We start from the raw sequence: 12753 nt of genomic DNA, 5'->3' as shown, positions 1-12753 counted from the left end.
TGCACTCTCTTCTATAGAGGGTGTTTCGTTTTTCAGATGATGATCATGAGAAGGAGGACACCTATGACAGCGCCGTTAGTTTGTATGAAGCATATTTCGATTGAATTCCCAGGAGTAAAAGCGTTAGATCAAGTGAATTTCACATTAGAAAAAGGGACAGTTCATGCACTGATTGGAGCGAATGGTGCTGGGAAGTCCACGTTAATGAAAGTTCTTTCTGGCGCTCATTCCCATTATGAAGGAAGCATTCAAATCAATGGTCAGGCGGCATCAATTCAAACCCCAAAGGATGCAGCCTCATATGGTGTGCAGACGGTTCATCAAGAAGTGGATACAGCTCTCGTTCCTTATTTAAGTGTTGGAGAGAATATGATGATGCATCAGCTTGAGAAAAAAACATTTGTCGGCTGGAAAGAGCTACACCGTAAGGCAGCTCACCGATTAAAAGAATTGGACATCGACATTTCCACAAAACGCCTTGTGAGTGATCTGTCCCTTGCGGAAAAACAGATGGTGCTCATCGCCAAGGCTGTTTCAATCAAATGCAGCATTTTAATCTTAGATGAACCAACTGCCCCGCTTAGTCATACAGAAACAAACAAGTTATTTTTAATGATTGATCGGCTGAAACAGAATGGAACGGGTATTGTGTTTATCTCTCATCGCATGCCTGAAATTTTCACCATTTGTGATGAACTGACAGTGATGCGAAATGGAACCGATGTCGCAGCTCATCTTGTTCAAAATACAAATCCCCAGCAGATCATTGAAGAAATGCTAGGAGCGCCATTAGAGGAGCAATTCCCGCTTCGTACACCTTTGAAAGACGCACCTATTGTCCTTGAAGTGAAGCAGCTAAACGACCAGCATAAATTACGCAACATTCATCTTCATGTAAAAAAGGGAGAAATTCTCGGAATTGCAGGCCTTGTCGGTGCAGGAAAAACGGAATTGTGTAAAGCGCTTTTCAGCGCCTCAGAAAAAACGACGGGGACTGTACAACTTCATGGTCAAACCGTACGCTTCACATCGCCTCATCAAGCTGTGAGAGCTGGAATGGCCCTTGTGCCAGAAGAAAGGAGAAAGGAAGGGGTTCTGACAGAAGAGAGTGTGGGGTGGAACTTAACAGCAGCAAATCTTCGCTCATTCTCACGTGTGTTCAGCTTCTTACATCGTTCAAAGGAAAAGCGGAAAGCAGACGAAATCGTCAAGCGACTTGGTGTGAAAACCCCATCTCTTGAAGCAAAGGTGAAGCATCTATCCGGTGGAAATCAACAGAAGATTGCCATCGGAAAATGGCTGCTGGCTGAGGCGGATGTCTATCTCTTTGATGAACCAACTAAAGGTGTTGACGTTGGAGCGAAAAAAGATATTTTCACACTGATTGCAGAGCTTGCCGCCCGCGGGAAATCTGTGATTTATGCGTCAAGTGAGCTGTCGGAGATTGCAGGGATCGCAGACCGCGTCTATGTGCTGTATGATGGCAGCATTGCCCGGGAAATGACGGCCCCAACGACTGAGGAAGAGCTTTTATATCATTCAACAGGAGGACAATCATGACTGAACGACAAATTCTAGCCCCTGTGCAGCAAACGAAAAAACAGCGGCCATCCTTTCATCTATTTGATTTCTTTTATCGATATGGCACGATTTTAACCATTGTTGTATTGATTGTGGTATTTGCGGCAGCGAATCCAGCGTTTTTACAAACAGGGAATATCATCAATATCTTACGGTCTATCTCGATTGTGACCATTATTGCGGTGGGCCTTACCATCTCATTGGCAGTCAACGGCTTTGATCTATCAGTCGGATCAGTCGCAACGTTATCAAATGCAATCGTGATTTCTATGTTTGTGTGGTTTTCGCAAAACCCGCTGATTGCGATCCTTTCTGCGCTAGCGGCTGCCCTTATTGTTGGTTTACTCAATGCCTTGATGATTGTCAAAATGAAAATTCCAGATATGCTCATGACATTAGCCATGATGTTTATCATTCAAGGATTGGCTCAAACGTATACGAAAGGGGCGACCATTTCTGAAAACATGGTGCTGCCTGACGGTACATTCTCAACGGGTACAATTCCCGCCTTTTTTAGCAAAATCGGACAGGTGCCATATATTATTCTCTTAATGGCAGTGATTGTGCTATTTGCACATATTTTCATGACCTACACAAAGCACGGACGATTTATGTACATCATTGGTGGGAATAAGGAAGCGGCTCGATTGTCCGGGATACATGTAAACAAATATAAAATCGCGGCATATCTGCTCTCAGCTTTATTTGCAGCAATCGGTGGTATTGTGCTGGCATCAAGGGTGATGACAGCGGAAATAAATGCAGGTACACCTTATTTAATGGATGGCGTAGCGGCAGCTTTTATCGGTTTTTCCGTCATGGGAGCAGGAAAACCAAATGCATTTGGTACTTTTATTGGGGCTGTGCTCATCGGTATTTTGCAAAATGGGCTTGTGATGATGTCTGTCCCTTATTACGCGATGGATATTGTGAAAGGCTCTGTACTCGCGCTTGCGCTAGCGTTGACGTATTACAAACAGCGAGGCTGACGATGTATTTTTTAAAACCTTTCGAGTCTCGTCTCCGTCTAGTAAACGGAAAGCGGTGCAGCCGCCGTTTCCCAAAAGGAGATGACAAAAGAAATGAATATGTCAGCAACTCATGTAGAAGATTTGAAAAACGTCATGGAAGACTGGAAAAATGAATTATTAGTATATAAATTTGCATTAGATGAAATGGATACGAAGTTTTCAATCATTAGCCAAGAATATAATTTAATCCATGGCCACAATCCAATAGAGCATACAAAATCACGGATCAAATCCTTTGAAAGCATTGTAAATAAATTAGCAAGAAAAGGATGCGACATCACAACACAATGTGCCAAGGAGTATATTCATGATATCGCAGGTGTCCGCATCATCTGCTCCTTTATTCAAGATATCTATAATATTATCGATGTATTGAGGCAAAGAGAGGATCTAAAAATCCTTGAAGTGAAAGATTACATTCAACATCCAAAACCAAATGGCTACAGAAGTCTTCATTTAATTGTGGAGATTCCTGTCTACTTAACGAATCGTGTGGAGCATGTGAAGGTTGAGATTCAGGTGCGGACCATAGCGATGGATTTTTGGGCGAGTCTTGAACATAAAATCTATTATAAATTGCAAAACGATGTTCCTCATCAGCTAACCGATGAACTGAAGGAAGCGGCTGATATAGCCCATTACTTAGATGAAAAAATGCAAAATATTAAACGAGAAATTGATTAGTGCATAAAAAAGAGCAGCTACGATATTCACAGCTGCTCTTTAACATGTTTAAGGATTGGTACCGCGGTCTCTCTTTTGAATCATATCTTGAGATTGTGCAGATTGGCTATCTTTTTGGATAGAAGCGCCAATGGAAGCACCAGTTATCAAGAGTGTCAAAACCGCAGTTGTGATAAGCCATTTTTTCATCATATATCACTCCATATTCTTAACAAGTTTTTAAGGACAACGCCTTGTTCCAGAAATAAGTAGATTCTTCATGAAGTCCAAGATCTGTTAAGTAAGCAGCTGCATCCTGACAGATGGCTTCAAGATCGACAAGAAAATTCATAGATTCTAATTGATCACAATAAGACTTGATTTGCTCTATCATGTTGTCTTGCTGAAGCATCAGTGTTTCTAAAATAGATAATTTAAGTGAAATGTTTCGTTGTTTTAAATTTTCTGCTTTTTGAAGTGAAAGCTGTACATAGTAGTGGAACAAACCAGGTTTTTTCAGCTTGAATAGTGCTTTTGTGTAGGCATACATGGCAAGTAAGTAGCCGCCTGGAGAAGACGTTTCAAATGTCTCGATCAATAAAGCCTTTTCTAGGAGCGACACAGCTTCACTGTATTCATTTCTAAGACTTTTAATAAAAGCTGCATTGCAATACGCATGACCAAGTAAATCTGGGTCTTCCATTTGTTCTAGTGAATGAATCACTTCTTCAAATAATGATTCTGCCTCATCATATTTTGATTGATCAGCATAATTCAAAGCGAGCATCATTTGACAGCTGATTGACTTTTTTACATAACATGGATCTGCGTCATAAATAGATGAAGCCATTTTCAAGTGGTGTATGGAGAGGAGCGTGGATCTTATATTATAGTAAAGACAGCCTGTTTTATAATGAAATTCTGCTTTCTCAATGTCATCGTGGACGAGATCTAATTTATCCTCTGCCAATTTTAAAAGGTGAAATGCCGTATCCTGATTGCCTCTGCGCATTTCATACATCCCTTTAAAGAAATAGAAATAGTAGCTGAGCATGTCATCTGTACGGATTGCATTTTCATCAACAAAAAGACTATGATCCAACGAAGCTGTATCTTCGATGAGATCTTTAAAACGGTACTCTAGCAATTGATAGTAAAGTAAGACGTCTTGATTCTCTTCCATGTGATCAAACGCTTGAAGAATCTCTTCTTTTAGCTGGATCGCACCTTGTATTTCTCTTTTTTTCATCATGACATACCAGTCATTTAACATATTCGCTACATCAACGGACGACAAAACACCTGTTTCTGACAATTTATATCCTCCTTTCTTCATCTATCACTCTAGTTCGATTTCCGTTCATCTGAATTCACTTTCCATATTCAGTATCTTCTTATATTTTAAGCGCTCTCTCGCAATTTGTAAAACATGTTTTTTGATGTAAATTCAACCAGTTGTGAAAGAAATAGGGATTAGGTGTCTTTTTGTATACGCTTACATATTTTTAGGTAAAAAGAGGATATTAGAAAAAATATATTGCAATATCAATAGAGAGAAGAAAGTCATTCAAACGTCTATCTTCGCATGTTAGAAAAAACGGCGGTTTTCAAGGTGATATCTCGTTTTTTGTGAGATTATCTCACATCATGATTGTGAATTGCTTTTCTTTTAGAATAAATGAGTTATTCGCAAAAAAGTAAAATTTAAAGAGACTATTGATCTAGGATTGTATGGATCTTTGGTATTGATAAAAAATATCACACACTATAGATTTAGCGTGGTATATTATTAATGGTATTACGAATATTTAGACAAAACTGACAATAGGGGGTCGTGTTTTATGAAAAAATCGATGTTACTGATCATGGGACTCATAGTTGTGTTCGTCATGGCAGCCTGTGGATCAAAATCGGACAGCGGTTCGGGAGAAGGCAAAGACACATATAAAATAGGGATAGATGTAACATATCCGCCGTTTGAATTTGAAAAGGGCGGTAAAACTGAAGGGATAGACGTAGATCTAATTAACGCCATCGCGAAAGACCAAGACTTCAAAGTGAAGCTGGAAGCTATGGATTTCTCAGGCATTATCCCCGCAATGCAGGCAGGCCAGCTTGATGTAGGGATGGGCGGAATGAGTATTACAGATGAGCGTAAGAAGAAGGTAGATTTCTCAGACCCATACTTCGACGCTGGACTGACAGTTGTTGTGAAAAAAGACAGCAGCATTAAATCAATTGATGATTTAAAGGGGAAAAAGCTAGCTGTTAAAAATGGGACGACGGGTGCAAAATTTGCATCGGATAACGCAGATAAATATGGGTATGAAGTGGTTCAATTTAACGACAGCCCATCGATGTTCCAAGAAGTTTCAAACGGAAATGCAGATGCTTTAATTGAGGATTATCCTGTCATTACGTATGCAATCGCACAACAAGATTTAAAATTGAAAACAGTTGGAGACCGATTGAATGGCGACCAGTATGGTATCTCTGTCATGAAGGGGAAAAACCAAGATCTATTGAAAAAGATCAATAAAGGTCTAGAGAACCTAAAGAAAAACGGTGAATATGACAAGATTATTGATAAATATTTGAAGTCATAACACTGGCGAGGCGCGCTCCGAGCGCGCTTTCTTTATGATACGCCGTATGTGAATTAGGGAGGGAGAAACATGGACACGATTGTTAATGCATTTCCGTATTTAATGGATGGGTTGCAAACCACTTTATATATCTTTGTTGTTGCCATCATTTTAGGATTTATCATCGGTTTAATAGTGGCATTATTCCGTCTATCACCTTTTAAAATCTTAAATTTCATCGCGCTTGTCTTTGTCAATGCCATTCGAGGCACACCATTTATCGTACAGCTATTCTTCATTTACTTTGGTTTGAATACACTTGAATTCATATCGCTTGATCGAGTGCCGGCAGGGATTATTACAGTAGCGATTAATGCAGGGGCTTATTTCTCAGAAATTGTTCGTGCTGGGATTCAATCCATTGATAAAGGACAAACAGAAGCTGCACGTTCCTTAGGCTTTACAGGGGGACAAAACTTGCGTTTTATCGTGCTTCCGCAAGCATTTCGCCGCATGCTTCCAGCAATTACAAACCAAGCCATTATCAGTTTGAAGGACACGTCTCTCTTATCAATTATCGGAATCGCCGATATTATGCAGCGGGGTCAAGTACAAGCATCGGCAACATTTGATCCTTTGAATGTCTGGCTCATTGTCGGTATCATTTATTTCGTGATCATTTATTTACTTTCTCTACTGGCTAGCTATGCAGAAAGGAGATTTGATATCAAATGAGTATGATTACAGTGAAAAATTTGAAGAAATCCTTTGGAGATCACGAAGTGTTAAAGGATATTAATGCAGTCATCGAAGAAAAGGAAGTAGTGTGTGTCATTGGCCCTTCTGGGTCAGGCAAAAGCACGTTTCTAAGATGTCTCAATAAATTAGAAGATATTACGGCTGGTGAAGTCGTTGTCCACGGACATACGATTACAGATCCAAAGGTGAATATCAATAAAGTACGTCAAGAAGTGGGGATGGTGTTTCAGCACTTTAATTTATTTCCTCATAAAACCGTTTTAGAAAACATCACGATCGCACCGGTGAAGGTAAAAGGCACCGACAAGAAGGCGGCACTCGATAAAGCGATGGACCTGCTTGAAAAGGTAGGCTTAAAAGACAAAGCCAAAAGCTATCCTAACCAATTATCTGGTGGACAAAAACAGCGTGTCGCCATTGCTAGAGCCTTGGCAATGGACCCGAAAGTGTTATTATTCGATGAACCGACATCTGCTCTTGACCCTGAAGTGGTCGGAGATGTATTAGCAGTGATGAAACAATTAGCCGTCGAAGGCATGACGATGATTGTGGTCACACACGAAATGGGCTTTGCGAGAGAGGTTGGAGACCGCGTGATCTTTATGGATGGCGGATATATTGTCGAAGAAGACAAACCGGAAGCTCTCTTTGGAAACCCGCAGCATGAGCGTACAAAATCATTTCTTAGTAAGGTGTTATAAAAAAAGAGTAAGGGCATATGGATGCTCTTACTCTTTTTTATGGGGCATAAAGGGAATCGGCCCCATTTCCTAGGAAATATTAGCGCTGGAAGAATTCGATCCATTCTTGATCTGGCCCTCTGAAAAAGAAGTAGCAGTATCCATTTGGTAACGTCGTAATTTCTTCATCAATCAATTCAATTTGCAGCTTTTGAATACGATTGAATTCAGCATGAATATTGTCTGTTGTAAAGGCAAGATGGTGTACTTTTCCTTCAGATGGCAGATCGCTACTGTACCCTTGGATGAGCTCAATTTCCGTTTCTGCCTCATCTTTAAAGCCGAGAAATGCAAGCTCAATCACTCCGTTTGTATGAGTGATGCGATCCTTTAATTTCATGCCCACGACTTTTTCATAAAAATCAATGGACGTATCAATATTGGAAACCATAATACCTGTATGATCTAATCGTAATGTCGTCAAAAAAGAGCCTCCTCTATGGTGTGTTGATATTTTTCTCCTCATCTTATCATAATAGAAGTAACGTATACATTCATATGATAGGATAGAGAGAGTCAATTTAGGATAAGGATGACACAAATGAAAAAAATCTCATTAAAACAAACATTTGCAGAACAACTCAAAAAAGGATATCCGCTCATTTCTAAAGATGCTGTATCGCATGTAAGCAGTGTGAAAGAAGGCGAACTGATTGAATGGGTGGATGAGCGAGGCGCCTTTTTAGGAAAAGGATATTATGGTGTGCAAAATAAAGGGATCGGCTGGGTACTTACTTTTGATGCCAACGAAAAAATAGACCACGCCTTTTTTGTCTCCAAGCTTGAGCAGGCATCGAAAAGTAGAACGCATTTATTTCGTGATGCACAGACGACTGCTTTCCGTGTGTTCAACGGAGAGGGAGATGGAATTGGTGGATTCACGATTGATCATTATGACGGTTTCTATCTCATCCAGTGGTATAGCGAAGGAGTGTATACATTCAAGGCGGAAGTATTGGCTGCACTTGAGCATGTATATCCAGACTATAAAGGCATTTATGAAAAGAAACGATTTGATACGTCGGGACAGTATATAGAAGATGATGATTTTGTAAAGGGAGAAAAAGGTGAATTTCCTCTTATCGTCAAAGAAAATGGCATGAACATAGCGGTTTACTTAAATGATGGTGCGATGACAGGTATTTTTCTTGATCAACGTCATGTGAGAAAAGCAATTCGAGATCGTTATGCAAACGGAAAGACCGTGCTCAATACATTTTCTTACACAGGTGCTTTCTCTGTAGCAGCAGCACTTGGCGGAGCGAGCCGGACGACAAGTGTAGATGTCGCAAACCGCAGTTTGAAAAAAACATCTGAACAGTTTGAAGTCAATGATATAGATGTGGATGGGCAAGATATTAAAGTTATGGACGTCTTTAAGTATTTTCCGTTTGCTGCGAAAAAAGGATGGACCTATGATCTTGTCATATTAGACCCGCCTTCCTTTGCACGCACGAAAAAACACACATTCAGTGCAGCGAAGGACTATAAGAAGCTATTAAAAGAAGCCATCCAAATCACCGCTGAGAACGGCGTCATTGTGGCATCAACGAATAGCAGTGCATTTGGTATGAAGAAATTCAAAGGATTTATTGCGCAGGCCTTTAAAGAATCAGGCCAAACCTATCGTATCCTTGAAGAATATACACTTCCTGAGGATTTCCGTACGACGAAAAATTATCCTGAAGGAAATTATTTAAAGGTTGTCTTCATACAAGCATAAGAAAAAAGCCATTTTCCGATAAAGGAAATGGCTTTTTTTATAAGGCAAACGACATGAGGATAGGCGCTGCACATAAAGTAATGATGGCTGAAATAATCATGGATACGCTTGAGATCGTCCCTGAGACGGAGCTCATTTCAAATGCCTTTGATGTTCCTGCCCCGTGTGCACCTGTACCAAGCAAGACGCCCATGGCAATGTCATTATCGATACGGAAATAACGAATGATCATTGGACCGATGATTGACCCAAACAGTGCGGTTAAAATGACGAATACTGCCGTAACGGACGGCATTCCGCCAATCATTTCTGACACACTCATCGCCACTGGCGTTGTGACCGACCTTGGGACAAGACTTTCAATAAGGCCTGTATCCAAGTGGAACAACTTCGCGATAAATGCCGTAGATAGGATGGCAATGACAGAACCGCAAGCCACATTCAAAATAATTTCCACTGCATGCTTCTTCAGAATGTGAAAATACTTATAGAGGGGAATGGCAAAAGCAACAGTCGCAGGCTGAAGCATATTCGTGAGCCATTTCCCGCCTTGATTGTATGCGTCGTAAGGAATGTTGACGATTAAAAGCAAGACGACAAGGACAAGCGGTGTCACAAGTAACGGTGAGACATAGACCTTCGGGTGTCGTTTATATACCGCTTTTGATCCGAGATATAAAAGAACTGTTAAGATCAAAAATAGTACGCCAACTAACATAGCTTTTTTCGCTCCTTTCTTTTCGCAATCATTTGCGTCATGATACCAGTCGAGAGCATGACGACAAAGGTACTCAGTAAGACGACAAGGACAATACTTGTACCAGATTGAGAAAGCAATGTTCCATAATCAATAACACCAACGGCGGACGGGATAAAGAATAGTAGCAGTTCTCCGAGCAGCCAGACGGCACCAAGTTCAATCCATTTTAATTGAATAATTTTAAAATGAAGTAATAAGAAAATGACCAGAATGCCTAATATCGTGCCCGGAATTCTTAAATGCAAAAAGGCCGCGAGCACATTCATCAATTTCGCAAAAACAAACAAAGCCATAATCTGAAGGACAGCAATCAGCGGCGTTTTGACCAATTTCACTTTCTGTTCACTCCTTTTTCTATATAAATTGTTCACTGTTTCACAAAAACATGACAACGTTCCAATTGATTAGCTTACTTTAAAGTGTACAGCACGTTCAGTTATAGGTAAAATACATATATCGAATAATTAGTATTCCTTTTGTCTATAGGAAGGATGAGTCATGTGGACATTAGACATTTAACATATTTCTTAGAAGTGGCAAGGTTAAAAAGCTTCACAAAAGCATCACAATCTCTTTATGTGTCGCAGCCTACCATATCCAAGATGGTCAAAAACCTTGAAGATGAGCTAGGGGTGCAGTTGTTTTATCGGAATGGCAGACAGGTTGAAATGACAGATGCTGGACAAACGATGTATACCCAGGCGAGTGAAATCACACAATCATTTCAAAATTTAACAAGCGAGCTAAACGATTTAATGAATGTTAAAAAAGGGCATATTCGCATCGGGCTGCCACCGATGATTGGATCGAGTTTTTTCCCGAATGTCATGGGAGAATTTCGCCAGCAGTATCCAGATGTCACATTTCAATTGGTGGAACACGGCTCTATCAAAGTAGAGGAAGGGGTCGAAGATGGTTCGTTAGATATTGGTGTCATTGTTCTGCCTGCAAATGATAAAATCTTTCATACGTACACCATTATTAAAGAGGACATGAAGCTCGTGACGCATCCATCACATCCGATGGCAGATCGAGATAAGGTTGATTTAGCTGATTTAAAGGAAGAGTCTTTTATTTTCTTTCGAGAAGACTTTGTTCTGCATAGCCGGATATTGAATGAATGTATGAATGCGGGCTTCCGGCCCAATGTCATTTATGAGACGTCTCAATGGGATTTCATTAGTGAGATGGTAGCCGAGAACTTGGGGATTGGCCTTCTGCCTGAGCGGATCTGCCGTGATCTTGATCCTGAAAAGGTGAAAGTCATTTCCTTAAATACATCGATCCCGTGGCATTTAGGAGTCATTTGGCGAAAGGATCGCTATTTGTCGTTTGCGGCAAGAGAATGGTTAAAACATACGAAATCCTATGTATGGGGAGCAGAGTAAAAGGGAGGACGATACGGATGAAAACAAGCATCGCATCTCATTTATTGGAGAAGGTTCGAGCGGAAAATCCACTTGTTCATAATATCACCAATCAAGTCGTGACGAACTTTACAGCGAATGGTCTGCTTGCTTTAGGCGCTTCGCCGGTCATGGCAAACGCCAAAGAAGAAGTGGCAGAAATGGCGCAATTAGCCGATGCGCTTGTGCTAAATATTGGCACACTGACCAAGGAGACGGTGGAGTCCATGATTCTGGCTGGACAAGCTGCTAATAAAAAGGGGATACCTGTTCTATTAGATCCTGTCGGCGTTGGTGCGACAACGTTTCGTTTGAAAGCGGCAAAACAGCTGTTAGAGCAAGTGAACATAACCGTTGTCAGAGGGAACGCTGCAGAAATTGCTCATTTACTTGAAGTGGATGGTTGGGAGTCAAAAGGCGTAGATGCGAAAGCAGCAAACGGAGATGTATCGGCACTAGTCAAACAAGCAGCGAAGACACTTCAGACGGTTGTGGTGATTACAGGGGAAGTCGATGTAGTGTCAGATGGAGAGGACTTGTTGTCTATTCATAATGGACATGAATGGCTCACCAAGGTGACGGGAACAGGCTGTTTACTGACGTCTGTTATCGGGGCATTTTGTGCAGCAGGTGAAAGGCCGCTTCACGCATCGGCAGCTGCTCTATTGTTTTATGGTGTCGCAGCTGAAAAGGCAGCTCAGTACACCCAGAATAAAGGGCCAGGTACGTTTCAAATGGAATTGCTCAATGCACTCTCACACACAACTGGCAATGATGTGTTGACGCTAGGGAAAATAGGGGGAATGTCACATGACAAAGACTGATCAACAGCAAATCAAACAGCAATTATCGGTTTATTTTATTATGGGAACAGCGAATACAAGCAAGCAACCGCTTGATGTGTTGAAAGAGGCGATTCAAGGCGGAATCACCATGTTTCAATTTCGAGAAAAGGGCGAGGGAGCCTTGCAAGGAGAAGAGAAGAAACAATTGGCTCGTCAACTCCAAGTACTTTGCAAAGAAGCGAATGTTCCGTTTATTGTAAATGATGATGTGCAGCTAGCGATAGATTTAGATGCAGATGGCGTACATGTTGGACAGGAAGATACAAATGCAAAAGACGTCAGACAAAAAATCGGGGATAAAATATTAGGTGTATCTACGCATAACCTAGACGAAGTGAAACAAGCCATGAAAGACGGTGCAGATTATGTCGGCATGGGTCCAGTCTATCCAACAGAAACGAAAAAGGATACACGCAGTGTCCAAGGAGTCTCATTGATCACTGAAGTGCGTCATCATGGACTTCATATTCCGATTGTTGGCATCGGGGGTATCGCATACGATAATGCAGCACCAGTCATACAAGCAGGAGCAGATGGTATCAGCATCATCAGCGCCATTAGCCAGAGCGCTGATCCTAAGAAAGCAGCAGAAGAATTAAGAGCACTTGTTACATCAGAAAAAGCATTACTTTAATACGGAAGAGACATGGATTGACTCAA

The 12753-nt window shown here is 41.0% G+C and carries 15 protein-coding genes; 10 read left to right on the top strand and 5 right to left on the bottom strand.

Going from position 1 to position 12753, the window contains the following annotated elements:
* Positions 1-63: 63 nt before the first annotated feature.
* From MKX52_RS17475 to MKX52_RS17465, 3 genes are all read left to right on the top strand, one after another.
* Entirely contained in the window at positions 64-1560 is a 1497-nt protein-coding gene (locus tag MKX52_RS17475) for a sugar ABC transporter ATP-binding protein (RefSeq protein ID WP_342491135.1), read from the top strand.
* Positions 1557-2570, top strand: coding sequence for an ABC transporter permease (locus MKX52_RS17470; protein WP_012011699.1), 1014 nt, complete (start codon positions 1557-1559; stop codon positions 2568-2570). The genes MKX52_RS17475 and MKX52_RS17470 overlap by 4 nt, the downstream gene beginning before the upstream one ends.
* 93 nt (positions 2571-2663) lie before the next feature.
* On the top strand, positions 2664-3296 hold the full coding sequence (locus tag MKX52_RS17465; protein ID WP_065097768.1) for a GTP pyrophosphokinase family protein: 633 nt from the start codon (positions 2664-2666) through the stop codon (positions 3294-3296).
* 48 nt (positions 3297-3344) lie between these two features.
* On the opposite strand, the gene MKX52_RS17460 is transcribed toward MKX52_RS17465, so the two are convergent.
* Both MKX52_RS17460 and MKX52_RS17455 read right to left on the bottom strand, forming a co-directional pair.
* The gene (locus MKX52_RS17460) at positions 3345-3485 is read right to left on the bottom strand and encodes a hypothetical protein (RefSeq protein WP_162900864.1); all 141 of its coding nucleotides are present in this window, start codon (positions 3483-3485) and stop codon (positions 3345-3347) included.
* Between the two features lie 19 nt (positions 3486-3504).
* Positions 3505-4590: a Rap family tetratricopeptide repeat protein gene (locus tag MKX52_RS17455; RefSeq protein WP_342491134.1), complete on the bottom strand. Its 1086-nt coding sequence runs from the start codon at positions 4588-4590 to the stop codon at positions 3505-3507.
* A gap of 526 nt (positions 4591-5116) precedes the next feature.
* Between MKX52_RS17455 and MKX52_RS17450 the strand changes: the two genes are divergently transcribed.
* The 3 genes from MKX52_RS17450 (at position 5117) to MKX52_RS17440 (ending at position 7320) form a co-directional block, all read left to right on the top strand.
* Positions 5117-5881, top strand: coding sequence for a transporter substrate-binding domain-containing protein (locus tag MKX52_RS17450; RefSeq protein WP_144469464.1), 765 nt, complete (start codon positions 5117-5119; stop codon positions 5879-5881).
* 69 nt (positions 5882-5950) lie between these two features.
* Complete coding sequence (locus tag MKX52_RS17445; protein ID WP_342491133.1) at positions 5951-6595, top strand: amino acid ABC transporter permease; 645 nt, start codon at positions 5951-5953, stop codon at positions 6593-6595.
* Entirely contained in the window at positions 6592-7320 is a 729-nt protein-coding gene (locus MKX52_RS17440; protein WP_144469468.1) for an amino acid ABC transporter ATP-binding protein, read from the top strand. The genes MKX52_RS17445 and MKX52_RS17440 overlap by 4 nt, the downstream gene beginning before the upstream one ends.
* A gap of 79 nt (positions 7321-7399) precedes the next feature.
* On the opposite strand, the gene MKX52_RS17435 is transcribed toward MKX52_RS17440, so the two are convergent.
* Positions 7400-7783: a VOC family protein gene (locus MKX52_RS17435; protein WP_012011694.1), complete on the bottom strand. Its 384-nt coding sequence runs from the start codon at positions 7781-7783 to the stop codon at positions 7400-7402.
* A gap of 117 nt (positions 7784-7900) precedes the next feature.
* On the opposite strand from MKX52_RS17435, the gene MKX52_RS17430 reads away from it, so the two are divergent.
* Positions 7901-9082, top strand: a complete 1182-nt coding sequence (locus tag MKX52_RS17430; RefSeq protein WP_342491132.1) for a class I SAM-dependent rRNA methyltransferase — start codon at positions 7901-7903, stop codon at positions 9080-9082.
* 37 nt (positions 9083-9119) lie between these two features.
* On the opposite strand, the gene MKX52_RS17425 is transcribed toward MKX52_RS17430, so the two are convergent.
* Together MKX52_RS17425 and MKX52_RS17420 are read right to left on the bottom strand one after the other, a co-directional pair.
* A complete protein-coding gene (locus MKX52_RS17425; protein ID WP_012011692.1) occupies positions 9120-9800 on the bottom strand; it encodes a CidB/LrgB family autolysis modulator in 681 nt (226 codons plus the stop codon).
* Complete coding sequence (locus MKX52_RS17420; protein WP_342491131.1) at positions 9794-10177, bottom strand: CidA/LrgA family holin-like protein; 384 nt, start codon at positions 10175-10177, stop codon at positions 9794-9796. Before MKX52_RS17420 ends, MKX52_RS17425 begins: the two co-directional genes overlap by 7 nt.
* Before the next feature lie 165 nt (positions 10178-10342).
* Here MKX52_RS17420 and MKX52_RS17415 point away from each other — a divergent pair, with 165 nt between their 5' ends.
* The 3 genes from MKX52_RS17415 to thiE are packed head-to-tail and all read left to right on the top strand — an operon-like array spanning position 10343 to position 12727.
* Positions 10343-11230: a LysR family transcriptional regulator gene (locus MKX52_RS17415; RefSeq protein WP_342491130.1), complete on the top strand. Its 888-nt coding sequence runs from the start codon at positions 10343-10345 to the stop codon at positions 11228-11230.
* Positions 11231-11247: 17 nt separating this feature from the next.
* On the top strand, positions 11248-12072 hold the full coding sequence (thiM, locus tag MKX52_RS17410) for a hydroxyethylthiazole kinase (RefSeq protein ID WP_088002527.1): 825 nt from the start codon (positions 11248-11250) through the stop codon (positions 12070-12072).
* Complete coding sequence (gene thiE / locus MKX52_RS17405; protein ID WP_342491129.1) at positions 12059-12727, top strand: thiamine phosphate synthase; 669 nt, start codon at positions 12059-12061, stop codon at positions 12725-12727. Before thiM ends, thiE begins: the two co-directional genes overlap by 14 nt.
* Positions 12728-12753 lie beyond the last annotated feature (26 nt).

The sequence above is a fragment of the Bacillus sp. FSL R5-0422 genome, from assembly GCF_038610765.1.
GTDB classification, from domain to species: domain Bacteria; phylum Bacillota; class Bacilli; order Bacillales; family Bacillaceae; genus Bacillus; species Bacillus pumilus_O.
Note: the sequence above shows the minus strand (reverse complement) of the source record. Positions and strands in the feature narration are given on the sequence as shown.